We start from the raw sequence: 23,785 nt of genomic DNA, 5'->3' as shown, positions 1-23,785 counted from the left end.
TTTTTTGATCAAGCCAGCTGCACTTCGAGATCGAAAAATGTCCGCTGAGCCGCTGAAGACACTGTTCCATCCGTTCGAGGCGGAGGCTGTTTCCTTGCCGCGTAAGGGCGAGCGTGTCCTCTTTCTGGGCGCTGAGCCGGGCTTCCGCCTGCCCGAAGGTTTTGATGCAGCACTGCATCTTGTGCAAGGCTTCCGGCCGCACTTTCGCGCGCTGCAGGCGGCCGGTTTCACCGTCACGCCGCGCCTGGAGGGCGAAGGTTTCGATGCGGCATTGGTGCTTGCCGGCCGCCATCGCGGGCAGAACGAATTGCGCATCGCCGAGGCGATTGAGCGTGTGCGGCCGGGCGGATCGATTGTCGTTGCCGGCGCCAAGGACGATGGCATTGCCAGCCTGCGCAAGCGCATCGACGAGCTTGTGCCGCTCGACGGCCATTTGCCGAAACATCACGGGATCGCCTTCTGGTTTCATCGACCTGCCGATGCTGCGGTCGCGGCAGCGCTTCGCGCTGCCAATCCCGCCCTTCTGGTCGAGGATCGGTTCCGCACCGCACCAGGCATGTTTTCTTTCGACAAGATCGATGCAGGTTCGAGATTGCTGGTCGACAATCTCCCCGGCGACCTGCGTGGCAGCGTTGCCGATTTCTGCGCCGGCTGGGGCTATGTGGCGGCCGAGGTCGCCGCCCGCTCACCTGGCATATCGGCGCTTGATCTCTACGAGGCCGAGTTCGATGCGCTGGAGGCGGCGAAATTCAATATCGGCAACACGGCGGCGGAACCCAACTTCTTCTGGATCGATCTTTTGAGCGAGCCGGTCGAGCGGCGCTATGACGCCATCGCCATGAACCCGCCCTTCCATCGCAGCCGGGCGGCCGAGCCCGAGATCGGCGCCGGCATGATCCGCGCCGCGGCAAAGGCGCTGAAGCCGGGCGGTCGGCTGTTCGTGGTGGCGAACCGCCAGCTTCCCTACGAGCCGGTGCTGGCGGCCGCCTTCTCCAGCCATGCCGAGATTGCCCGCGACGGCATGTTCAAGGTTTTCGCGGCGCGCCGCTGAAGGCTGGTTCACGCGGACAACGGCATCTTCTGCGGCCGAAATTAAATTACTCTCGTCCGCTGTCGGTCCGCTTCAGCTCGTCGAGCGCCGGCATCGATACGATGTGGTAGCCGGAATCGACATAGTGGATTTCGCCGGTGACGCCCGACGACAGGTCGGACAGCAGATAGAGCGCGGAACCACCGACTTCGTCGATGGTCACTGTGCGGCGCAGCGGCGAGTTGCGCTGCTGGTAGGAAAACATGTGGCGTGCGTCGGAAATCCCGGCGCCGGCCAGTGTCCGCACCGGTCCGGCGGATATGCCGTTCACCCTGATGCCGCGCGGGCCGTAGTCGTTAGCGAGATAGCGGACGCTGGCTTCAAGCCCGGCCTTGGCGACGCCCATGACGTTGTAGTTCGGCATGACGCGGACCGAACCGGCATAGGTCAGCGTGATCATCGAGCCGCCGTCCTTCATCAGCGCGGCCGCATGACGGGCGACCTCGGTGAAGGAGTAGCAGGAGATGACCATGGTACGGACGAAATTGTCGCGGCTGGTGTCGGCGTAAAGGCCTTTCAACTCGTTCTTGTCGGAAAAGCCGATGGCGTGGACGACGAAGTCCAGGCCGCCCCAGGCCTCGCCCAAGGTCTCGAAGGTGGCGGCAACCGATGCGCTGTCCTCGACGTCGCAAGGGACGACCAGCGAGGAGCCTAGCTTGTCGGCGAGCGGCTTGACCCGGCGGCCGAAGGCTTCGCCCTGATAGGTGAAGGCGAGTTCCGCCCCATGTTCGGACAGTTTCCGGGCGATGCCCCAGGCGATCGAATGGTCGTTGGCGACACCCATGACAAGCCCGCGCTTGCCCTTCATCAATCCGTCCATGGTTGGCAGTCCTTATGCGGAATAGCGCTGGAAAATCAGCGTTGCGTTGGTGCCGCCGAAACCGAACGAGTTGGACAGGACGGTGTCGATCCTGGCATCGTCGATGCGCTCTCTCACGATCGGCATACCCTCGAATTCCGGATCGAGCTGCTCGATGTGGGCGCTCTCGCCGATGAAGCCGCCTTGCATCATCAGGATCGAGTAGATCGATTCCTGCACGCCGGCCGCACCCAGCGAGTGGCCGGTCAGCGATTTCGTCGAGGTGATGAACGGCATGTTTTCGCCGAACACCTCGCGGATCGCGCCCATTTCCCTGGAGTCGCCGACCGGCGTCGAGGTGCCGTGCGTGTTGATGTAGTCGACCGGCGAAGAGACGGTCGCCAGCGCCTGCCGCATGCAGCGCACCGCGCCTTCGCCCGAGGGCGCCACCATGTCGAAGCCGTCGGAGGTCGCGCCATAGCCGACGACCTCGGCGTAGATCTTGGCGCCGCGCGCCTTGGCGTGCTCGAGCTCTTCCAGCACCAGCACGCCGGCGCCGCCGGCAATGACGAAGCCGTCGCGATCGACGTCATAGGCGCGCGAGGCAGCCGATGCCCGGTCGTTGAACTTGGAGGACATGGCGCCCATCGCATCGAACAGGTCCGACATCGTCCAGTCGAGGTCCTCATGGCCGCCGGCGAAGACCATGTCCTGCTTGCCCCACTGGATCAGTTCGTAGCCATTGCCGATGCAATGCGCCGAGGTCGAGCAGGCCGAAGAGATCGAATAATTGACGCCGTGGATCTTGAACCAGGTGGCGAGCGTCGCCGAAGCGGTCGACGACATCGCCTTCGGCACCGCGAACGGGCCGATGCGCTTGGGGCTGCCGTTCTTGAGCGTGGTTTCAGCGGCTTCGACGATGGTTCTGGTCGATGGTCCGCCCGATCCCATGACGATGCCGGTGCGCTCATTGGTGATGTCGTTCTCGCCAAGTCCAGCGTCCACGATCGCCTGGTCCATGGCGACATGGTTCCAGGCCGCACCTTGCGACAGGAAGCGCATGGCGCGGCGATCGATCAGCGCGGCGGGGTCGAGCGTCGGCGCTCCCCAGACCTGGCAGCGGAAGCCGTGTTCGGCGAAGGAATCCGAGAAGCTGATGCCGGATCTGGCATCATGCAGCGAGGCCTGCACCTCGTTGGCATTGTTGCCGATCGACGACACGATGCCGAGGCCTGTCACTACGACCCGTCTCATTCGCTACTCCTTCCAGCGCGTGAACCCGAAACCTGCCGGACCGAAACCTGCCGGACAAGGATGCGCAAATTAAGTTCTACAGCTTCCTTTGCGCCTCCCGCGGACTTGGCGGTGCTGCGCAGGCGCCGGTCAGGCGGCAGCCGATTGCTTGGACAGACCCACCTTGAGATCCGTTGCTGCGTATATGGGTTCGCCATCGGCCTTCAGCCAGCCATCGGCGATACCCAGCACCAGCCGGCCGCGCATCACGCGCTTGAAATCCACGCCATATTCTACCTTCTTGACCGACGGCGTCACCATGCCTTTGAATTTCACTTCGCCGGTCGACAGCGCCATGCCCTTGCCCGGCTCGCCGAGCCAGCCAAGGTAGAATCCCGTCAATTGCCACATGGCGTCGAGGCCCAGGCACCCCGGCATGATCGGGTTGCCGATGAAGTGGCAGGCGAAAAACCACAAGTCCGGCTTGATGTCGAATTCGGCGCGGATGAAGCCCTTGTCGAAGGCGCCGCCGGTCTCGCTGATTTCGGTGATGCGGTCGAACATCAGCATCGGCGGATAGGGGAGCTGGGCGTTTCCAGGTCCGAACAGCTCGCCGCGGGCGCAGGCAAGCAGTTCCTCGTAATCGTAGCTGGATTTCGAAACCGCCATCAGTCTCCGTCCCCAATAATCGTCCGGGCGGTAGCGCGCCCTTGTCGTTGGTTTCCTAACACAATCTATTTCAGGCCGGAAACCGGCGTTTGCGCTTAACCTGCCCGCCTGCCGGGGTCAATGCGCGCTATTGATCGTATTCGGCCGACAGAATATATGTCGGGTTATGTCCAGGTTCGGTCAATGTTCGTTTTTTGCCGTTCTGGGCAGCTCTTGAGGCGAAACTTGAGCTTGGACGGATAGATGGATCTGGGCTGCCGGAAGGAAAATGTCGCTGTGGACAAGCGGGTTCGCGAAGCTGGCCTGAGGCCGACGCGTCAGCGCATTGCGCTGGCCGATCTGCTTTTTGCCAAAGGCGACCGCCATCTGTCGGCCGAGGAACTGCACGAGGAGGCGATCGCCGCCGGCGTGCCGGTATCGCTCGCCACCGTCTACAACGCCCTTCATCAATTCACCCAGGCGGGCCTTCTGCGCATCCTGGCCGTCGAGGGGTCGAAGACCTACTTCGACACCAACACCTCCGATCACCATCATTTCTACATTGAGGGCGAAAACAGGATTTTCGACATCGCCAGCGGTCCTGTCACGGTTTCCAACCTGCCGGAGCCACCGGAGGGGATGGAGATCGCCAATGTCGATATCGTGGTGAGGCTGCGCCCCAAACGCTGCGAGTGATCGGCTCGTCATAAGGCCGCGAGATACCGTTTCGCCGGTATCGGCCTCCGGACTCGACCGGCAAGAAGAGTCAGTCCTTGACCCGTTCGCCGGGATAGGCGCCCCAGACCAGCGACTGGGCGAGCCAGCCGGTGTGGCCACTGAAGGTCATTTCGCACCACTGGCCGTCACAGGACTTGATCGTGCCCATGGCGCCAGGCTCGACGATTGCGACGATGCCGGCATCCTTTTGCGGGTCGTCGAGTAGGTTGATTCGGGCATCTTTGCCGCGCTGCCAGGGTGCTACGATCGCCGTGCGGCGACCTGAAAGCAGCGACTGGTTGATCCAGCCTTCCGAGCCGTCGGCATCGCGCACCCGACGCCAGGTGTCGAATTCCTGGATGATCTCCATCGGCAAGCCGGGCTTCATATACATCCAGTCGACGGAATAGTTGACGCCTGGTCCGACGCGGGAGTTGACGCGGCCGGCTTTCAGGCTGACGAAGCGCGGCAGCGGCAGGCCGCTCGGCCCGAGCGTGACGCTCTGGGTCGGTGCTGCCGCATTCTGTGCCGCCAAATCCGGGGAATAAAGCAGAGCGCCGAGAAATGCTGCGCTGAGGGCCAGGCGGAGCGACGCGAAACCAGACACTTTCGTTCCCTTTCGGCGCCGGCTCATCGGCCCTGGCGCCCCTTTTTCTTTGTCTTCGGCGGAACCTCTTGTTACATGGAGAACTGGCACCGCGACCGGCCTGCAGTTTCGCCTGTCTTGGTTAAAGAGGTCTCAACGAGGTCGGGTTCGAGGAAACAATGGTAGGCAGAAAAAGGCCCCTCGTCGTCATCACGCGCAAGCTGCCCGACCCGGTCGAGACCCGCATGCGTGAGCTGTTCGACGCCCGGCTGAATGTCGAAGACCGGCCGATGACGCAGCCGGAACTGGTCGCGGCGGTCAAGGAAGCCGACGTGCTGGTGCCGACCATAACCGATCAAATCGACGCGGCGCTGATCGCCCAGGCCGGCGACAACCTCAAGCTGATCGCCAATTTCGGCAACGGCGTCGACAAGATCGACGTGTCAGCAGCAGCGAAGAAGGGCATTACCGTCACCAACACGCCGAACGTTTTGACCGAAGATACCGCCGACATGACCATGGCGCTGATGCTGGCGGTGCCGCGGCGGCTGGCGGAAGGCGCCAATGTGCTGACCGGCGACAAGAAATGGGCCGGCTGGTCGCCGACCTGGATGCTCGGCCGGCGTATCTGGGGCAAACGCCTCGGCATTGTCGGCATGGGCCGCATCGGCACCGCCGTCGCCCGGCGGGCCAAGGCCTTTGGCCTGTCGATCCACTATCACAACCGCCATCGCGTGCTTGCCGCGGTCGAGGACGAACTGGAGGCGACCTATTGGGAAAGCCTCGACCAGATGCTTGCCCGCATGGACATCATATCGGTCAATTGTCCGTCGACGCCGGCGACCTTCCATCTGCTTTCGGCGCGGCGGCTGGCGCTTCTGCAACCGTCCGCTTACATCGTCAACACGGCGCGCGGCGACATCATCGACGAGGACTCCCTGGTCAAGCTGATCCAGGACGGCAAGATCGCCGGCGCCGGGCTCGACGTCTACGAGCATGAGCCGGCGCTGAACAGCAAATTGCTGAAGCTCGCCGCCAAGGGCAAGGTCGTGCTGTTGCCGCATATGGGGTCGGCGACGCTCGAAGGCCGGATCGACATGGGCGAGAAGGTGATCATCAACATCCGCGCCTTCTTCGATGGCCATCGGCCGCCGGATCGCGTGCTGCCGCTGCGGACGTGACCGGCTACCATCGTAAGTTAGCGTAGGCTTACGAAAGCACCTTGCGCATGGTGATCGAGGTCGGACGGTCATAGCCACTGTGCGCTGTCCGTGCCGTTTCGTGAAAGCCGAGGCGGGCAAAGGCCGCGTGATTCGCGGTCAGTTCGATCCGCGTCTGAAGCTCGATCGCAGGCTTGCCGCGGTTGCGGGCAAGATCCTCGACAGCTTGCATCAGCCGCCTGGCAATGCCTTGTCCCTGAAAGTCCGCTTCGACCGCGAGCTTTCCGACATAGAAATCGTTGGCCTGCTCCAGGACAAAAACGCAGCCGACAGTCCTGCCGCCCTTCAGCGCCGCAAAGCCCGTCTCCTGCCGGGCCTTGTCCCGGAGATTTTCGACCGTGAGCCGATGCGCCGAGGATGGCGGATCGATGACGCCATCCATGGCAGCGAAGGCGCGCATGATCAGCGCCAACACCTCGTCCCAACGGTCGAAATCGGCCGGAAGCTGCGCGACGGAATCCAGGCTGTCCAAAATCTAGCTGCTCTTGTTCTAGCTGCTCTTGTAGCGGATCGTGTCGAAGCGGGCGGCCAATGCATCGTAAAGCAGCAGCCGGCCGACCAGCGGTTCGCCGATGCCGGCGATCAGCTTGATCGCCTCCATGGCCTGCAGCGTGCCGACGACGCCGGTCAGCACGCCGAGCACGCCGGCCACGGCGCAGGATGGCACCAGGCCGGCCGGCGGTGGTTCCGGGAAAAGATCGCGATAACTCGGATTCGGCCTGCCATCCGTGCCGGTTTCGAACGGTTTCAGCACGGTCACCGAGCCGTCGAAGCGGCCGACGGCGGCATGGACCAGCGGCCGCTTTTCCGCGGCGCAGGCGTCGGCCATCGCATAACGGGTTTCGAAATTGTCGGAGCCGTCGACGACGATGTCATATCGGGCGACTAGGGCAGGGGCGTTGTCCGCCGTCAGCCTGAGATTGTGCAGTTCCACGGCGACGTTGGGGTTGATGCGGGCGATCGCCGCCTTGGCGCTGTCGGTCTTCGCCATGCCGACAGCGCCGGTGCCGTGGATCACCTGCCTTTGCAGGTTCGACAGCGAGACGCTGTCGTCGTCGACGATGCCGAGTGTGCCAACGCCGGCTGCGGCAAGATATTCAAGCACCGGCGCTCCCAGCCCGCCGGCGCCGATGACCAGGACCCGAGCCCGCTTCAGTCGCTGCTGGCCGGCGCCGCCGATCTCGGGCAGCACGATGTGGCGGGCGTAGCGTTCGAGTTCTTCGTCGGTGAGCGCGGTGGTGATCATCGCCGGACCATATAGGGGGTGAATAGTGAATAGTGAATGGTGAATGGTGAATAGTGAGTAGTGAGTAGGGAGTAGCTGGTAGCCGGTAGTGGGGGACAGTGGACAGTGGACAGTGGACAGGGGAGTGAGGGTACACTCACTACCATTCACCATTCACCATTCACCATTCACCATTCACCATTCACCATTCACCAAACCGTGCCATGATCGACGGTCAAAAACTGCGCGCGTCCGTTGAGACTGGAAAACAGCGCCGCATCGGTCCCGGTCATGAAAGCCTGGCAATTCAGCTCTTCGAGGATCGAGAACAGCGCGGCGCGTCGGCCCGCGTCGAGATGGGCGGCGATTTCGTCGAGCAGCAGGATCGGCGTCATGCCAGACATCTCGCCGGTCAGCCGGGCGTGCGACAGGACCATGCCGACCAGCAGCGCCTTCTGCTCGCCGGTCGAGCAGAGTTCGGCCGGCATCGCCTTTGGCCGGTGCCGCACCACGAGATCCGACCGGTGCGGGCCGTCGAGCGTGCGCCCGGCGGCGCGGTCGCGATCGCGGCCGTCGGCAAGAGCGCGGCGGAATCGCTCCTCGACATCGACAGCCGCGGAGGTGCCGACCTCGCTTTCCAGCCCGCCGGACAGGCCGATGTCGGCTTGCGGAAACGGACCGGAGCTTGGCAGCCTGTCGATCATGGCGGCGAGCAGGCGCACCAGTTCGGCACGCGCCGCGGCAATCGCCACACCGGTTTCGGCCATTTGCGTCTCGATCGCATCGAACCAGGCGCCGTCGCGCGAGCCTTCGGCGAGCAGTCGATTGCGGCCGCGCATCGCTTTTTCGTAGTCGAGCGCGCGCTGGCCGTGGCCCGGATCGATCGCCAGCACCTGCCGGTCGAGAAAGCGCCGCCGATCCGCGGCCGGCCCGGTGAACAATGCATCCATCGCCGGTGTCAACCAGACGACGCGCAGCCATTCCAGCATGTCCTCGGCCGAGCGCGCCGCCGCGCCGTTGATCCGCACCCGCCGGCCCCCTTCGGCGGCGTCGCCGCCTGCGATGCCGGTGCCGATCTCGACCGGGCCGTCCGGTCCATCGAGCCGGGCATGGATGGCAAAGCCGCCATCGCCGCCTTCGCGCGCCACGTCGGCATAAGGCGCACGGCGCAGGCCGCGCCCCGGCGTCAGCAGGGAAATCGCCTCCAGCAGATTGGTTTTGCCGGCGCCATTGTCGCCGGAAAAAACCACGGCGCCGGGGTCGAGGCCGATCGACAGTGTTGCGTAATTGCGGAAATTGGTAAGTGACAGCTTACTTATATAAGTCTGCTGATCGTGCTCAGGCTGCTTCGCAACTCCGGTCATGACAGCAAGATGGCCTCGTTCCGGCCTAAAGCGCGCCGCGTTTGACCGGCCTCATGCGACGCGCTTTAGGTTGTTGTTTTATGCATGTCGTTATCGCAAAACCGCTGCACACTTTTGCGCGACATGCATCAGACCCGCATCGGCATCAGCACGTAGAGCGTGGTTTCGTCGGCCATGTCGTGGATCAGCGTTGGCGAGCCGGCATCCGCCAGCATGAATTTTGCCTCGGTGCCGGTCAACTGGGCGGCGACGTCGAGCAGATATTTGGCGTTGAAGCCGATTTCGATCGCGTCGGACGAATAATCCGCGGCCAGTTCTTCGGTGGCGCTGCCCGAATCCGGATTGTTGACTGCAAGCGTGACCTGGCCTTCTCCAATCGAAAGCTTCACCGCCCGGCCGCGTTCGGACGAAATGGTCGAGACGCGGTCGACGGCGGCGGCGAAACTCTGGCGGTCGATGATCAGCTTCTTGTCGTTGCCGGTCGGGATCACCCGCTGATAGTCCGGGAAGGTACCGTCGATCAGCTTCGAGGTCAAAACGACGCTGCCGATGGTGAAACGGATCTTGGTGTCGGACAATTCGGTGGTCACCGCGATATCAGGGTCGTCGACGAGCTTTTGCAATTCGCTGACCGTCTTGCGCGGAATGATGATGCCCGGCATGCCTTCCGATCCTGCCGGCGCGTCGATCTCGGCGCGCGCCAGCCGATGGCCGTCGGTCGCTACCGAGCGCAGCTTCAGCTTGCCGTCGGCGTCATGCGTGTGCAGGTAGATGCCGTTCAGGTAGTAGCGCGTCTCTTCGGTGGAGATGGCGAATTGGGTCTTCTCGATCAGGCCCTTGAGCGCGACCGAATCGAGCCGGAAGATATGCGAGAACGATCCGGCCGAAAGCTCCGGGAAATCGGATTGCGGCAGGCACTGGAGGCGGAAGCTCGAGCGGCCCGAGGTCACCGTCATGGCGTTGCCGTCCTCGTCGGTCTTCAGCATGACCTCGGCGCCGTCGGCGAGCTTGCGCACGATGTCGTAGAGCAGATGCGCCGGAACCGTCGTCGCGCCGCCGCGCTCGACCTTGGCGGGCGTGGCTTCGGTCACCTCCAGGTCGAGGTCGGTCGCCTTCATTTCAAGGGTGGCGCCTTCGGCGCTCAGCAGCACGTTCGACAGGATCGGTATGGTGTTGCGCCGCTCGACCACGCGATGAACGTGGTTGAGCGACTTCAGGAGATTTGACCGTTCCAGGATAACACGCATGACGAAACAGGCTCGCTTGAATGAATGAGCGGGTCTCCGGCAAGCGGCAACCCGCGAAAGGTCTGAACAGGTCAGAATCTGCACAAACTGACAGGAAAAAACCGGTGAACGCAAGCCCGTGCTGACGGTTCGGGCCGGTTACACGGGCTTTCCCAGGATAAAACTGGGCAAGCCCGCAAGCCAACGCTCGTCGCCCAAAAGTATGCCCTCGGGTCAGGCCCGGGTCAGGCCCGAGGGTGCGCAGCGGTTTTGCGGCAACGACGTGCATAAGGACGAAGATAACAAGCGCGTCGCGGCCATCCAGACGCGACTCGCCTTTGTTTTTCGGGCCGGTCAGGCCTGATCGTTGATCAGTCTTCTCAGCAATTCGAGTTCCTGCGCCAGCGTGTTGTCGACGCCTGAAAGATCCTCGATCTTGCGCACGGCGTGCAGCACCGTCGTATGGTCGCGGCCACCGAAACGCCGCCCGATCTCCGGCAAGGAGCGCGGTGTCATCACCTTCGACAGGTACATGGCGACCTGCCGCGGCTTGACGATGGTGCGGGTGCGCCGGTTGGACAGAAGTTCCGTCTTCGACACATTGTAGTGGCGCGCGACAATGCGCTGGATGTCCTCGATGCGCACCCGCTTCGGCTCGCCCGAACGATAGATGTGGCCGAGGATCTCATCGATGCGGTCGATGGTGATCTGCGGTTCGAACGACTGGCGGAACAGGAGCTGGTTGAACGCACCTTCGAGTTCGCGCCCGCTGCCGGTCACCGTGCGGGCGACATGGTTGAGGATCTCCTCCGAAATGTCGAGCGATTGATCGTCGGCCTTTGCGGTGGCAAGGCGCAGCTTGAGCATGCCGATCCGCATGGCGAAATCCGGCGCCGACATTTCGAGCGCGACGCCGCCGTTGAGGCGCGAGCGGACGCGGGGCTCCAGTGATTCCAGTTCCGACGGCGGCCGGTCGGCAGCGACCACCACCTGCTTGGCGCTGTCGAGCAGCATGTTGATCAGATGGCAGAATTCATGCTGGATCGACTTGCCTTGCAGGAACTGCATGTCGTCGATGATGAGGAGGTCGATGTCGCGCAATTGTTCCTTCAGCGTCAGCGCGTTGTTGTCGCGGATCGCGGTGGCAAACCGCCACATGAAATATTCGGCCGTGAGATAGACGACGCGCGATTTCGGATTCTGCTTCAGCGATTCCGCCGCGATCGCCTGCAGCAGGTGCGTCTTGCCCAGCCCCACCGTCGCGTGCAGAAACAGCGGATTGAAGCGCACCGCGCTCGACTGCGATTCCGCCACCGCCTTGGCGGCGGCGAAGGCCACCCGGTTCGACGGTCCTTCGATGAAGGAGCCGAACGTGTAGCGCGGGTCAAGCGGCGAACCGAGCACATTGTGCCGGAACTCGGTCTCGGCAGGCATTCCCGGGCGAGGTGCCGGTACCCGCTCCACCCTGCCGGGGGCCGCTGTTCCCGCGGCCAGCGCCGTTTGCGCCTGCCTGGTCATCTTGCGCGCCGGGGCCACTTCGGGCTCGACGCCGTTGCGCCCCGGGCGGGTAGCGGTGCGCACGACGATCTCGATCTTGAGGATTTCAGGATCCTCGTGTTTCCACAGCTCGGCGATGAGGTCGAGGTAGTGGCCGTTGATCCACGAGCGCAGGAAGGCGGTGGGCACCGAGATGCGGACAATGCCCCGGGACGCCTCGGCGACCTTCATGCGCCCGAACCAGCTCGAATAGACTTCGGTTCCCAGACGCGCCTTCAACTGGGCCTTGACCCGGTCGAACTTTTGTTCCGCGTCGATGGAAGCCGACATAGCGTCCCCTCCGGTTAAGGTCCCAGGGAATGGGAGGTCGCCCGTAAGCTCCCTTTCGATGCCGCTCTGCATGATCGAGTTCCTTGTCCTTTTGTACCTTTTTCCGCCGGGAATGCGCCTCCTGCATCCATGTTTCCGGCGACCGTGTCCTCACAGCGACACCATCGCCGCCGCCGGCAGCTGATGTCGCCTCATTGTCGGGGAACCGGCGCCGGCTCCTCGGAGCCAGCCCGCTTTGGTCATGTCAGGGCAATACAATTCCGCCCGGCGAAACGCCGGCGCGTCATTGATCTGCCATGTACAATTACGCCATTCCCCTACCGTATCGAAAAGGCAAACCAAACCCGTACGCGGAGATGATCCGCGTCATGAATTCTGCCATTTTGTGCTGGCCGATTCAGGCTGGGTTAAGGGCCAACGGCCCGTCCCTCTCGATAGACAGACCTTAGCGAAATCGCTGTGGATAGGGCAAGGCCACGACTAACGGATTTTTAAGGAATGTGGTTAGCGCAAACGTGTTCGGAGCCTGCGTTGCACTGGCTTGTTTTGACAAACCCATTGTGATTCAAACCCTTTTCCGGCGAATGTGAAAAAGGCCGCGTCGCGCGAAATTTTATCAAATAATTTTCTTGACAGGCAATTGTCCCCCATCCCTCGCACCCGATGTGAACAAGCTGTGGATGACCGTCCGCAACCGTTTGAAAAATAAAGGTGATTGTCGACAGTTGATATTTTCGCCGTGAACGCTTTCAGCGGCTGCGCCTGTCAGCCGGCATGTATATGCCGGCAAAGCAATTCGAACTTCGAAATCGTGCGGGGTGTTGCTTGCGGGCTTTCTTTTTAAGTACTTGCCGGCAAACGAAAAAACCCGGCACGAGCGGCCGGGTCTGAAAAGGACAAGTTTAGTAAAGGTATATCGGCCCGGATATCCGGGTTAGGCCGACAACACCTTGAGGCGCTGGGCCAGGCGCGACACCTTGCGGGATGCCGTATTCTTGTGCACCACGCCCTTGCTCGCGGCGCGCATCAATTCCGGCTCAGCCACCTTGAAAGCAGCCTGCGCGGCCGCCTTGTCGCCCGAGGCGAGCGCCTCTTCGACCTGGCGGATGTAGGTCCGCACGCGCGAGCGGCGGTTCTTGTTGATCGCCGTGCGGCGGGCGATCTTGCGCGTTGCCTTTTTGGCCGAGGAGGTATTGGCCATGATGCCTCTCTTCTGATCTGGTGGGCGCATGCGGGACGCCGCAAGGCGCAAAAAACAAACGGGCAGCCACAGGGCCGCCTCGGTTGGTGCGGCTTATAGTTCAGCTTTTCCGGCGCGTCAACGCTGCTTCGCCTTCTTTTTGGCCGCTGCTGTCGCTCGCTCCCGGCTGATGTCGTCGCCATCTACCAGTTCGAGAAATTTGGCTACCGGTTCGAGAAATTTGGCTTCCGCTTCTCGACAAAGGCCGCCATGCCTTCCTTCTGGTCATCGAGCGCAAACAGTGAGTGAAACAGCCGGCGCTCGAACCGCAGCCCCTCGGCCAGTGTCGTTTCATAGGCGCGGTTGACGGCCTCTTTCGCCATCATCACCGACGGCAGCGAAAAATCGGCTATCTTGGCCGCCGCCTTCAACGCCTCCTCGAGCAGCTCGCCGGCGGGCACGACACGCGACACCAGGCCGCAACGCTCGGCTTCCGCCGCATCCATCATCCGTCCGGTCAGGCACATGTCCATCGCCTTCGACTTGCCGACGAAACGGGTCAGGCGCTGCGATCCGCCCATGCCCGGCATGACGCCGAGCGTGATCTCGGGCTGGCCGAACCTGGCATTGTCGGCGGCAATGATGAAATCGCACATCATCGCCAGTTCGCAGCCGCCGCCGAGCGCATAGCCGGCCACCGCCGCGATGACAGGCTTGCGCGCCCGGGTGAGCTCTTCCCAGCCGATAAAGAAATCCTGCACATAGGCGTCGACAAAGGAGATCGCCTGCATTTCCTTGATGTCCGCACCTGCCGCGAAGGCTTTTTCGGAGCCGGTGATGACCATCGCGCCGATGTCGGCATTCGCGCAGAAGCCGTTCACGGCCGCGACCACGTCCGCCAGGACCTGCGAGTTCAGCGCATTGAGCGCCTTCGGCCGGTTCAGCGTGATCAGCCCGACCTTGCCGCGGGTTTCGACGATAATCGTTTCATAGGCCATGACTGTATCTCCTCACTCGGTCATCTCCTTGCATCAGGCATCGTTCACCCTGGCACCTGGCTTACACCCCCTAAGTCACAACTGACAGCTCCGGCAATAGAAGGTGGAACGCCCGCTTTGCACGATGCGCTCTATATGGCCGTTGCAGCCGTGCTTGGAGCAGGGCTCGCCCTCGCGATCATAGACCGCGAACGAATGCTGGAAATAGCCCAGGGACCCGTCGGTCTGCACATAGTCGCGCAGCGACGATCCGCCGGCGGCGATCGCATCGGCGATCACCGCCCGGATTGCTTCGGCCAGGGCGTCGCGCTGCTGTTTGGCCTTCTTTCCAGGCTTTGCGATGGTGCCCGCCTCGCGCAACGGCGACAGGCCGGCGCGCCACAGCGCCTCCGACACGTAGATATTGCCGAGCCCGGCGATCAGCCGCTGATCGAGAAGTGCTGCCTTTAGCGGCGACTTCCGGCCTTTCAGCAGCGAGGCGAGCAGTTCGCCGTCCAACGCATTGCCTGTCGGCTCGACGCCAAGACCCGCCAGCATCGGATGCGTGTCAGGCGCTCCTTCGGAAAACAGCATGAAGCCGAAACGGCGCGGATCGTTGAAAGTCACCCGGGACCGAGCGCCTTGGGGAGAGACGATATGGAAGACGACATGGTCGTGCACCGCGCTTTTCGGGCGCTCATGAGAGAACGCGCGCAGCATTTCGCTGCTTTCGGGCGTGTCATCAGACGTTTCGATGCGGAACGAGCCCGACATGCCGAGATGGCAGATCAGCACCGGACCGCCTTCCAGGTGCATCGTCAGGTATTTGGCCCGGCGGCCGAGCGCCGTAATCGTCTTGCCGGTCAGCCTCTCCAAAAAATTCTCGGGAAATGGAAAGCGCAGGTCGGGCCGGCGCGCCTCGACGCGGGCGATGCGGGCGCCTTCCAGAACCGGCTGCAGGCCCCGCCGCACCGTTTCGACCTCAGGCAACTCAGGCATGGCCGCCTATCGCTGTGTAGAAGGAGGTGCCGTGACGGCCGCGTGCCAACCCAAGATGCTCGGCGACGGTTTCACCGATGTCGGCGAACGTCGCTCTCAACCCGATGTCGCCGCCTAAGCCAGGTCCGGCACCGATCACCGGAATGCGTTCGCGCGTATGATCGGTGCCGTGCCAGGTCGGATCGTTGCCATGGTCGGCCGTGAGGATGAGAAGGTCGCCTTCCCTGAGCCGTGCAAGCGCCTCCGGCAGCCGCCGGTCGAAGGCCTCGAGCGCAGCGGCATAGCCGGCAACGTCGCGCCGATGGCCGAACTCGGTGTCGAAATCGACGAAATTGGCGAAGACGAGGTCGCCGTCGCCCGCGTCATCCATCGCGCGGAGCGCCTTGTCGAACATCGCCATGTTGCCGGCGGCCTTGCGCACTTCCGAAATGCCGCGATGGGCGAAGATGTCGCCGATCTTGCCGACCGCGATGACCCGGCTGCCGCGCGCCGTCAGCCGGTCGAGCAGGGTCGGTTCGGGCGGCGGCACCGAATAGTCCCGGCGGTTGTGCGTCCGTTCGAAGCTGGCGGCGGTTTCGCCAATGAAAGGCCGCGCGATCACCCGTCCGATGTTCAAGGGATCGACCAGCCTGCGCACCACCTTGCAGAATTCGTAGAGCCGCTTCAGGCCGAAGTGAACTTCATGCGCGGCGATCTGCAGGACGGAGTCGACCGAAGTGTAGCAGATCGGCTTGCTGGTGCGGACATGCTCCTCGCCGTACCGCTCGATGATCTCGGTGCCCGGAGCATGGCAATTGCCGAGAATGCCCGGCACCTTTCCTTCGCGAATGATCGCTTCGGTCAGGTCGGCTGGAAAGGCGGGAACCGTGTCCGGGAAATAGCCCCAGTCGAAGCGGACCGGCAAGGCGGCGATTTCCCAATGGCCTGACGGCGTGTCCTTGCCGCTGGAAATCTCCTGCGCCGCGCCGTGGAAGGCGGAGGCAAGCAGGCCGCCGCTGTCGAAGCAGAATCCTGTCGCGGTTTTCGCCGCCTGCGCCAGGCCGAGCGAGAGCATGTTGGGTACGAAAAGCGGGCCTTTGCGCAGCCCCTCGCGATCCGCCCGGCCTTCCGCGCAGGCTCGAGCGATGTGTCCGAACGTGTTGGAACCGGTGTCGCCATAGCGCTCGGCGTCGGCCGCGCCGCCGATGCCGAAGGAATCGAGAACAAAAAGGAAGGCGCGCGCCATTGCAGGGGATCATTATTATCGTTTGTCTGTCCGCCCAGACATAGGCGGCCGCGCCGCCATTGGCAATTCGGAACCAGACGGCTGTGTGCACATCCGGGCGCGATGGCGGAACTGTCGCCGGCATCGGCGTGGATCGACGAAAACGAAAGGGAACTCACTTGCGACATGCAAGGCATCCGCGGCTATCGTGCGCCTGGTGTCAGGCCGATAGCAATGGCGATCGGGCGCCGTCGTTCAGCAGGTGTCGCAGGTAATCGTCGGGCTCCTGCGGGGCCTGAGATAATAAGTTTCGCCCATCGATATCGAGTTGAAAGCCGAACTGAAGCCAAGCCGCTTTTCACTATCCGCCGACCAGGTGATGATCGGCTCGTATGCCAGATTGCTTTCGACGCGAACGAGAAACGTGCCCTTGACCCCAAGCTGCGGTGGAACCGTGGTGATGGATTCCTTGGCGGCGCCGGCACTGAAGGCGTCGCCGACCATCTTGCGTGACCAGGCGACCAGCACCCGCGGCGTCGGTTCGTTCGTCACCTGGATCGCGGTGATGATGATTTCCGGGTCCGATCGGTTGTACGGCTGAAGGGTGGAGTTGCCGATCTGCATGATCGCATCGAGTTCGGCTGGCGTGACGGTCTGCTGCTGGGTGACGAGATCCGCCACCATGCTGCCGATGCGACTGACCTTCTTGTTGGTCTCGATGGCTTGCGAGGCTTCCATGGTCAAGAAGTACATCATCAGCAGGACGGGCACGATGAAGGCAAACTCAACCGCCGCGACACCGCGGCGATCACGGCAGAACCGTATGGCTTTCGCGCAGATCCCAGCGGTCCTCATATGTGCCCCCGCACGCCCCATGCTATCGTCCTTTTCCCACGCAGCGGTTTGCATTTTCAGTCGTCGAACGGCTCGTTCTTCCAGGTCATCGATGCGAAATGCAGCGTGTTGCCGTCTTTCAGATTGGCCATCGACTTGGCCATGAAATCGGTCATGACGGGCCATTTGTAAAAAACCCGCAGCATGTTTATCGATTCAGCCAAGCCCGGGGATACCGTAAAAGTCGCGGGGGTCGTACCGGTCAACGCGATTTCGCCGTCTTGGATATTGAAGCCCGCCTGGGCCGCAGCGGCGAAGCTCGGATACGCGCGCAGATCCACTTCCAATCCCGGGCAGTCCTTGGCGACCATGATCTCCAGCCGGCTGCAGATCATGGACTTCAGCGTCGCCTCGGTCACGTTGGCCTGCCTTATCTGGCCAGTCCGCAGCTGGCGCGCGACATCGTCGGTGATATTGGCCATCACCTCTTGCCCGGCAAATGAAATGCAGCTCTCCAGTATGGCAAAGACGAGGAGCGCAAATGGCACCGCAAGCATCGCGAACTCCAAAGCGGTGCTGCCGCGCCGGTCGCCAAGGAAGCGCGCTGAAAGGCTTGATCGTCCTGCTTTGCTCATGTCCCGTGCCTGCCGATCCCTTAGGGGGTGTCGGGCAACATTAGCGCAAACCCATTGAAGTGCGGTTTTGATGATCGTTAAATTCGAAGGGGAGGTTTTAACAGGCCGATAACCGAAGCGGCTTTTTCAGCGAGACGAAACGGTCGGGTCGCTTACTGGCCGGCGCTCATCTCGGCTTCCGAGGTCTTCTCCGCCTCGCTTTTATATGAGCTTTCGCAATACGGCGTGCACGACATGGTCTGTATTTCGGCGCGTCGATAGATGCGCACCGAGGACGCGTCCTGTCGCACGACGGTGATCTGCTCGTCGACGATCGGACGGCCCTCCTGATCGAGGACGACGAGATTGGTGACGCCGAAGCCCTTGCCCGTCAGCACGATCGTCGAAGCATCCTGCACCGAGGCGTCGGCGATCGCCGGATTGCCGACGACGATCGTATCGGCAGCGCGCGACAATTTGACGATCTTCGCCTGGTTCATGGTGACCTCGATGCCGGCGCCGGCCTTGGCCGGCACGATAAGAGCCGTGGCGGCAAGCAGCGCGGCAAACGGAAAGGACGATCTCGGCCCGGTCATTGAAGCGCTCCACGGCGGCAATTTGCTCAACGGAACATGAACGAGATTGGTGAAGCAAGGGTTAAGCGGAGGGGAGCTGTGAAGATGTCGGCTCGGCAGTTTGATCGCCTGGGAGCTGGGATCGCCAGGAGCGGCCCGCCCTCTCCTAGTTCCTCTGCACAGGGAATTAGGTTCTTTGACTGACGGTCGCGCTGCCGGCCGGCCTGCAGCCGCCATGTCTGACGCTGGGGATTAGCTAAAGGGGCGTCAACCGTTGACGACGAGCAGTCCGGCGATGATCAGCGCGGCACCGAGCCCGTAGCGCAGGCTGAGTTGTTCGCCGAGCAGCGACCAGGCGAGCAGCGGCACGGCGCAAAAGGTCAGCGCCATGAACGGATAGGCGACCGTCAGCGGAACGGATTTCAGCACATAGATCCAGACGATGGTGCCAAAGCCGTATATGGCGAAGGCGGCGATCAGGTAAGGGTCGGCGAACAGCGCGAGCACACTCGGAACGTCCGTGCCGCCGGCCCGCGCGCTGGTCAGTTTGAACAGCACCTGACCCGCCGAGATCAGCAGAGGCGTCAGCACGAGCCCTGCGAGAACGGGAAACGAATAGACTCCCACGGCTTCAGGCTTCCAGCCGGTCTTCCGAGTAATAGATATCGCGGCCGATATCCACGCACGCATGATTCCGCGGCACCGGATGCACGGCCCGCAGGAAGGAATGCGTGTAGGGGAAGAAGTTGAAATGCGGGTTGAACGAATAGCGGTATTCGCGCTCGCGCGGCACGACGATGATCAGGCGCGTGCGGCAGATGCGGCGCAGTTCGGCGATCGCCTGCCGGTACTCCAGAACGTGTTCGATGACATGCGTGCAGATGACCGTGTCGAAGGCCGCATCTGGAAAGGGCAGATATTCTATACGAGCGGCAACGTAGTCGACGCCGGGGATCGCCGCCGCGTCCGCCACCACGAAGTCGACGCCGGTATAATGGCCGGCGCCATCCCGCGCCTCGCGGATGCGCTTGATCAATACGCCGGTGCCGCAGCCGACATCGCAGACGCTGTCGCCGACCGTGTCGGCGATGATGCGCTCGATGCAGGCTTCGGAATTGTCCGTGCCCTCATGCACGCGCGGATGCTCGCGATAGAGCGTTTCGTATTCATCGGCCGTCAGGAACGGCGCACGCTCACGGAAGGCCGCAAGCCGGGTGATGTGGCCGCCCCAGGCCATACTGGCGACGCCCCGGAACAGGGCGGAGTCCCGCACGATCGGCGGCAGCACATCCTCGAGGACGAAGCGGATGCGGTTTGTGGTTTCTCTATTCACGGGTGCGGCTCCGATGGTGGACGTCAGGCTACGTCGCGGCGGCTGGCGCCGATGATCGCGTCGGGTTTGCCCGCGCCGAAAGTCGGAAGGGAGAGATAAAAGATACGCTTCTGTTCCGCCCGGCCGCGCGACACCGAGTCGAGAATGAGCCCGGTCATGGCCATCAGTACCGAGAGCAGCAGCAAGCCGATGGACAGCACCCAGGTCGGCATGCGCGGGACCAGGCCAGTCTCGAAATATTCGACCAACACCGGCGCCATCAGGATCAGGCTGGCAACCAGGAGTACGGCGGCGATGGCTCCGAAGAAACGGAAAGGCTGTGTCTCCTTCATCAGCATCGCGAACATCAGCAGGATTTTGGCGCCATCGCGGACGGTGGACAGTTTCGACGACGACCCTTCCGGCCGGCGGCCATAGTCGAGCAGGATCTCGGCGACCGGCAGTTTGAGCTGCGAGGCGTGGACGGACATTTCCGTCTCGATCTCGAATCCGCCGGAGACGGCCGGAAAGCTCTTCACAAAACGTCGCGTAAAAGCGCGATAGCCGGAGAAGATATCGGTAAAGTCGCGTCCGAAAAGGCGTTTGTAGAGGCTGTTGAAGATGCGGTTTCCGAAGGCATGTCCGGATCGGCCAGCATCCGCGGTCACGCCGCGACGCGTGCCGACCACCATGTCGCAGCGCTCGGTGATCAGCGTGTTGATGAGAAGCGGCGTGTCTTCCGGCGCATAGGTGCCGTCGCCATCGGCCATGAGATAGATATCGGCGTCTATATCGGCGAACATGCGCCGTACGACATTGCCTTTTCCTTGCCGCGCTTCGCGGATCACGATGGCGCCGGCGGAGCGCGCCTTGAGCGCGGTGAGATCGCGCGAATTGTTGTCGTAGACGTAGACTGTTGCGGCCGGCAGCGTCTCGCGAAAGCGACGCACGACGTCGCCAATGGTTTGTTCCTCATTGTAGCAAGGAATCAGGATCGCGATTGTCAGGTCGGGACGCGTGCTGTGTGGCATCGTGGAACTCCGGCGGGGTGGAGAATGGGCCGCGACCGGTCCGCGTCCGCTCCGCACCTGGAGCTTTACTATTTATTGAAGCCGTTAAGGCTAGGTTTAAGTTGGGACGAATTCACCGGAACCATCGACATGTCCAACGCCACCACGCTCGCTATCGCGCGGCCGTCGCGTCTTGAAGGTTGGAAGGCCGACCTCGCCGCGAGCCTGCTCGCGGCGCTGGTGATGGTCGGTGCGCAGGCCGCGACCGGTTTCCCCGCATTGTTCGATTCTGGCGGCGATAACGACAGCATGATGCGGCTGGCGCAGATCCGCGACTGGCTGGGCGGACAATCGTGGTTCGACCTCCACCAGTACCGCATGGGGCCGGACGGCGGCTTCGTCATGCACTGGTCGCGCATCGTCGACGTGCCGATTGCGGCGATCGTTTTGGCAGTGGCGGCGCTGACCGGCAGCATGGCCGCGGGCGAGGTGGTTGCCGAGATACTTTGGCCGGCCTTGCTCAGCATCGCGGCGCTGTTTCTCATCGTCCGGGCGGCGCGGTTGCTGGCCGGTCCACACACAATGCTTCCGGCGCTGGTGATCGGCGCCATAACGCTGAATGCCATGGGCCTGTTTACCGCGCGGGCGCTGGACCATCACAACCTCCAGGTCGTGTTCGCCCTGGCCATGGTGAAGCTGCTGCTGGCGCCCGGATGGCGCAGGGCAGCGGGCAGCGGCGTTTGCGCTGCCCTGATGCTGGCGATCGGCATGGAGACCGCGCCTTATGTCGTGGTGGCAGGCGCTTGCGCGGCGGCGGCGCTGTTGTTTTCACGCAAGGACGGTCCCGGCGATGCGATCGGTTTCGGCCTTGGCTTCGCCGGCGCGGCCGCTCTCGCGCTCGTTGCGACCGTGCCGCCATCGTCATGGTGGATCGCGCAGTGCGACGCCTATTCGGCACGGCTGGCTGTGGTCGCCCTGCTGGGCGGGCTCGGGCTTGCCGCCACTGCCACCGTCACTATTTCGAAGGGGATGCCGGCGCGGCTTGCCGGTCTCCTGATCCTGGCGATCACCGTCGGCGCCGCCGCGATCCTGATCGCCCCGCAATGCTTGGGCGACCCTTTTGTCGGACTCGATCCAAGGATGCGCGATTTTTGGCTGAATTCTGTGGCCGAGGCGCAACCGCTATGGAACATAGTCGCGTTGCAACCCGAGAATGTCGCCCAGAATTATGCGACGCCGGCCATTGCTGTGGGGATACTTGTCACGGCGACGCTGCGGCACGGCGTGCGACGGCCTGAAGTGATGCTTCTCGGCTTCCTGGTGGCAGCCACCGCCGTCAGCGTCTGGCAGATACGCGGTACGAGTTTCTCGCTGCCGTTCGCCATCATCCCGCTTGCCGCAATGGTGGCAGCCGCGAGGCGCGATGCGCAGGGGCGCACCGCCAAGGCGACGCTCAAAATGGTCTTCGCCTGGCTGATTTCGCTGACGCTGGTATGGAGCGCCGGTTCGCATGCGATCGCCAATGCCATCGCGCCGAAGCAGAACGCTGGCGCCACAACCGCCGGCAAGGGCAAACTGTCCTGTACCGCCGATGCAACTTATGCCTTGCTGGCCCAACAGCCGCCGACCACGGTGCTGACGATCTCGAACCTTGGCGCACCGATGATCGCGACGACGCCTCACCGGGTTCTCGCAGGGCCTTATCACCGCAACAATGCTGGCAATATCGCGGTGCTCGATGCCTTCATGGGAACGCCTGATCAGGCGCATGCAGTCATGCGACGCGAGAAGATCGGACTGCTCGCCTTCTGTCCCGGAAATGACGAGACCGGGTCGCTGGTGGATTGGGCGCCCAACGGCCTGATGGCGGATATCGTCAAGGGGGACGCTCCGTCCTGGCTTGAGCCGATATCGGAGACGCTGGACCAGCCACTCGTCCTCTACCGGGTTCACTGAACCGGCAGCCGCGCGCCAATCGAACGATCATCGATTCGGCAAGTGGTGCCGATACGTTTCATCAATGTTTTGCTGCCACGATCACCCCGTATTTTGCGCGCACACAGGAATTTTGATGCAGCCGTCCTTCGCTCACGGCCCGGACCGCAGCGAAAGCACTGATCTTGCTTTCACCGATCCGTTGACGGCGCTGGGCAATCACCGGCGTTTTTCCGACAAGATCGACCGGCTCATCAGTAACCGGGCAGACGACCCCGCTCCCTTTACGGTCGGCATCCTCGATCTCGACGGCTTCAAGCCGATCAACGACCTGTTCGGCCGCAAGGCCGGCGACGCGATCCTCGTCCAGGTCGCGATGCGGCTGCGCGCGGCGATGGACGCGGGCTCGACCGTCGCGCGCGTCGGCTCGGATGAGTTCGCATTCCTGTATCCGATGGTGTTCTCCGAGGAAGCCGCCGCCGAGCGCGCGATCATGCTGATCGAGATTCTTTCGGCGCCCTACGACCGCGCATTTCTGGGGACGCCGCGCCTTGAGTTTGCCGGCCAGCACCGCCATCACCGGATCGTGGCGCAACTCGTCGTGGTCGTTCAGGTCTTCATAGCCGAGCGCCATGGCGAAGATGCGCTGGCCAACCAGTGTCTTCACTTCATGCTCGATCAAGTCCCCGTTGCGCGCGTCCGTGAAGCAACGGCAAAGCGGCCGACCAGTCCGATCGCCCGGTCCGTCAGCCCCAGCAGAAGCGCGCCGGCATCCGAAGTGATCGTCCCGCCGTCTGTGTGAGATATCCGGGTTAGCCACAAGCCACCATGTCTTCGTCATCCTAGGGCGGAGCAAGGAGCGAAGCGACGCAGCGCAGACCCTGGGATCCATGCGTGCGCCAGGCATGGCGCGTAGCGCCGTGACTGGCGCTGTTTCGGCCGCTGTGGTGGCGGTCGAGGTGACTTGGAGGTGCAAGTCCTCTGCGGGCCCGGGTGATGGGAACCGCTAGCCGAACAGCAAGGGCGTCGCCGCGAGGCGGGGTCTGAAGGAAGCTGCAAGCAAAGTGCCGGCCTGACGAACAGCAAGCGCATATGAGGCGGCCGCAACCGGGCGAGGGGGCGCATGGACCCGAAGCCCGATATCACCCCGGAGGGTGCGGCCGTAGATGCGACAGGCACATGGCACGAAGGTCACGCGTCTTACCCTGGG

At 62.9% G+C, this 23,785-nt stretch carries 23 protein-coding genes and 2 pseudogenes; 5 read left to right on the top strand and 20 right to left on the bottom strand.

Features of this window, described 5'->3' with window-relative positions:
- Nucleotides 1–37: 37 nt before the first annotated feature.
- Entirely contained in the window at nucleotides 38–1,051 is a 1,014-nt protein-coding gene (locus tag BLT09_RS29485) for a class I SAM-dependent methyltransferase (protein ID WP_091599981.1), read from the top strand.
- Between the two features lie 46 nt (nucleotides 1,052–1,097).
- On the opposite strand, the gene fabI is transcribed toward BLT09_RS29485, so the two are convergent.
- The 3 genes from fabI to fabA form a co-directional block, all read right to left on the bottom strand.
- Complete coding sequence (gene fabI / locus BLT09_RS29480; protein ID WP_023802125.1) at nucleotides 1,098–1,910, bottom strand: enoyl-ACP reductase FabI; 813 nt, start codon at nucleotides 1,908–1,910, stop codon at nucleotides 1,098–1,100.
- Nucleotides 1,911–1,922: 12 nt separating this feature from the next.
- The gene (gene fabB / locus BLT09_RS29475) at nucleotides 1,923–3,143 is read right to left on the bottom strand and encodes a beta-ketoacyl-ACP synthase I (RefSeq protein WP_091599979.1); all 1,221 of its coding nucleotides are present in this window, start codon (nucleotides 3,141–3,143) and stop codon (nucleotides 1,923–1,925) included.
- A 129-nt stretch (nucleotides 3,144–3,272) separates the two neighbouring features.
- Entirely contained in the window at nucleotides 3,273–3,791 is a 519-nt protein-coding gene (gene fabA, locus BLT09_RS29470; protein ID WP_023802127.1) for a 3-hydroxyacyl-[acyl-carrier-protein] dehydratase FabA, read from the bottom strand.
- A gap of 243 nt (nucleotides 3,792–4,034) precedes the next feature.
- Between fabA and irrA the strand changes: the two genes are divergently transcribed.
- Nucleotides 4,035–4,466, top strand: coding sequence for an iron response transcriptional regulator IrrA (gene irrA / locus BLT09_RS29465; RefSeq protein WP_023802128.1), 432 nt, complete (start codon nucleotides 4,035–4,037; stop codon nucleotides 4,464–4,466).
- Nucleotides 4,467–4,536: 70 nt separating this feature from the next.
- Here the strand turns inward: irrA and BLT09_RS29460 are convergent, their stop codons facing one another.
- Nucleotides 4,537–5,094: an SH3 domain-containing protein gene (locus tag BLT09_RS29460; protein ID WP_091600050.1), complete on the bottom strand. Its 558-nt coding sequence runs from the start codon at nucleotides 5,092–5,094 to the stop codon at nucleotides 4,537–4,539.
- A gap of 158 nt (nucleotides 5,095–5,252) precedes the next feature.
- On the opposite strand from BLT09_RS29460, the gene BLT09_RS29455 reads away from it, so the two are divergent.
- The gene (locus tag BLT09_RS29455) at nucleotides 5,253–6,254 is read left to right on the top strand and encodes a 2-hydroxyacid dehydrogenase (RefSeq protein ID WP_023802130.1); all 1,002 of its coding nucleotides are present in this window, start codon (nucleotides 5,253–5,255) and stop codon (nucleotides 6,252–6,254) included.
- Nucleotides 6,255–6,282: 28 nt separating this feature from the next.
- Here the strand turns inward: BLT09_RS29455 and BLT09_RS29450 are convergent, their stop codons facing one another.
- From BLT09_RS29450 to BLT09_RS29380, 15 genes are all read right to left on the bottom strand, one after another.
- Nucleotides 6,283–6,765: a GNAT family N-acetyltransferase gene (locus tag BLT09_RS29450; protein ID WP_091599978.1), complete on the bottom strand. Its 483-nt coding sequence runs from the start codon at nucleotides 6,763–6,765 to the stop codon at nucleotides 6,283–6,285.
- An 18-nt stretch (nucleotides 6,766–6,783) separates the two neighbouring features.
- Nucleotides 6,784–7,539: a molybdopterin-synthase adenylyltransferase MoeB gene (locus BLT09_RS29445; protein WP_091599976.1), complete on the bottom strand. Its 756-nt coding sequence runs from the start codon at nucleotides 7,537–7,539 to the stop codon at nucleotides 6,784–6,786.
- Between the two features lie 188 nt (nucleotides 7,540–7,727).
- Nucleotides 7,728–8,882, bottom strand: coding sequence for a DNA replication/repair protein RecF (recF, locus tag BLT09_RS29440; protein ID WP_091599974.1), 1,155 nt, complete (start codon nucleotides 8,880–8,882; stop codon nucleotides 7,728–7,730).
- 128 nt (nucleotides 8,883–9,010) lie between these two features.
- Nucleotides 9,011–10,129: a DNA polymerase III subunit beta gene (gene dnaN, locus BLT09_RS29435; RefSeq protein ID WP_023802134.1), complete on the bottom strand. Its 1,119-nt coding sequence runs from the start codon at nucleotides 10,127–10,129 to the stop codon at nucleotides 9,011–9,013.
- A gap of 333 nt (nucleotides 10,130–10,462) precedes the next feature.
- Nucleotides 10,463–11,935, bottom strand: coding sequence for a chromosomal replication initiator protein DnaA (dnaA, locus tag BLT09_RS29430; protein WP_023802135.1), 1,473 nt, complete (start codon nucleotides 11,933–11,935; stop codon nucleotides 10,463–10,465).
- A 934-nt stretch (nucleotides 11,936–12,869) separates the two neighbouring features.
- Entirely contained in the window at nucleotides 12,870–13,136 is a 267-nt protein-coding gene (rpsT, locus tag BLT09_RS29425; RefSeq protein WP_023802137.1) for a 30S ribosomal protein S20, read from the bottom strand.
- A 203-nt stretch (nucleotides 13,137–13,339) separates the two neighbouring features.
- A complete protein-coding gene (locus BLT09_RS29420) occupies nucleotides 13,340–14,113 on the bottom strand; it encodes an enoyl-CoA hydratase (protein WP_091599972.1) in 774 nt (257 codons plus the stop codon).
- Nucleotides 14,114–14,188: 75 nt separating this feature from the next.
- Nucleotides 14,189–15,091 carry a bifunctional DNA-formamidopyrimidine glycosylase/DNA-(apurinic or apyrimidinic site) lyase gene (gene mutM / locus BLT09_RS29415; protein WP_091599970.1) on the bottom strand — a complete coding sequence of 301 codons (903 nt, stop codon included), beginning with the start codon at nucleotides 15,089–15,091 and terminating at the stop codon, nucleotides 14,189–14,191.
- On the bottom strand, nucleotides 15,084–16,316 hold the full coding sequence (locus tag BLT09_RS29410; RefSeq protein WP_091599968.1) for a phosphopentomutase: 1,233 nt from the start codon (nucleotides 16,314–16,316) through the stop codon (nucleotides 15,084–15,086). Before BLT09_RS29410 ends, mutM begins: the two co-directional genes overlap by 8 nt.
- Nucleotides 16,317–16,550: 234 nt before the next feature.
- Nucleotides 16,551–17,171: a TadE/TadG family type IV pilus assembly protein gene (locus tag BLT09_RS29405; protein ID WP_091600048.1), complete on the bottom strand. Its 621-nt coding sequence runs from the start codon at nucleotides 17,169–17,171 to the stop codon at nucleotides 16,551–16,553.
- 35 nt (nucleotides 17,172–17,206) lie between these two features.
- Nucleotides 17,207–17,764, bottom strand: a complete 558-nt coding sequence (locus tag BLT09_RS29400; protein ID WP_091599966.1) for a TadE/TadG family type IV pilus assembly protein — start codon at nucleotides 17,762–17,764, stop codon at nucleotides 17,207–17,209.
- Between the two features lie 152 nt (nucleotides 17,765–17,916).
- On the bottom strand, nucleotides 17,917–18,339 hold the full coding sequence (locus BLT09_RS29395) for a pilus assembly protein N-terminal domain-containing protein (protein ID WP_091599964.1): 423 nt from the start codon (nucleotides 18,337–18,339) through the stop codon (nucleotides 17,917–17,919).
- A 246-nt stretch (nucleotides 18,340–18,585) separates the two neighbouring features.
- A complete protein-coding gene (locus BLT09_RS29390) occupies nucleotides 18,586–18,945 on the bottom strand; it encodes a DMT family transporter (protein WP_091599962.1) in 360 nt (119 codons plus the stop codon).
- Between the two features lie 4 nt (nucleotides 18,946–18,949).
- Nucleotides 18,950–19,651, bottom strand: a complete 702-nt coding sequence (locus BLT09_RS29385) for a class I SAM-dependent methyltransferase (RefSeq protein ID WP_091599960.1) — start codon at nucleotides 19,649–19,651, stop codon at nucleotides 18,950–18,952.
- A 23-nt stretch (nucleotides 19,652–19,674) separates the two neighbouring features.
- Nucleotides 19,675–20,661, bottom strand: coding sequence for a glycosyltransferase (locus tag BLT09_RS29380; RefSeq protein ID WP_091599958.1), 987 nt, complete (start codon nucleotides 20,659–20,661; stop codon nucleotides 19,675–19,677).
- A gap of 129 nt (nucleotides 20,662–20,790) precedes the next feature.
- On the opposite strand from BLT09_RS29380, the gene BLT09_RS29375 reads away from it, so the two are divergent.
- Both BLT09_RS29375 and BLT09_RS35595 read left to right on the top strand, forming a co-directional pair.
- On the top strand, nucleotides 20,791–22,596 hold the full coding sequence (locus tag BLT09_RS29375; RefSeq protein WP_091599956.1) for a hypothetical protein: 1,806 nt from the start codon (nucleotides 20,791–20,793) through the stop codon (nucleotides 22,594–22,596).
- 115 nt (nucleotides 22,597–22,711) lie between these two features.
- Nucleotides 22,712–23,101 (top strand): annotated as a pseudogene (locus BLT09_RS35595) (diguanylate cyclase domain-containing protein); the annotation flags it as partial.
- On the opposite strand, the pseudogene BLT09_RS35965 reads toward BLT09_RS35595, so the two are convergent.
- Nucleotides 23,095–23,370, bottom strand: a pseudogene (locus BLT09_RS35965) (transposase); the annotation flags it as partial. The pseudogenes BLT09_RS35595 and BLT09_RS35965 overlap by 7 nt on opposite strands.
- Nucleotides 23,371–23,785 lie beyond the last annotated feature (415 nt).

Origin of the sequence: Mesorhizobium muleiense, assembly GCF_900099905.1 — a bacterium.
Taxonomy (GTDB): domain Bacteria; phylum Pseudomonadota; class Alphaproteobacteria; order Rhizobiales; family Rhizobiaceae; genus Mesorhizobium; species Mesorhizobium muleiense.
This window is presented reverse-complemented; position numbering and strand designations above follow the sequence as displayed.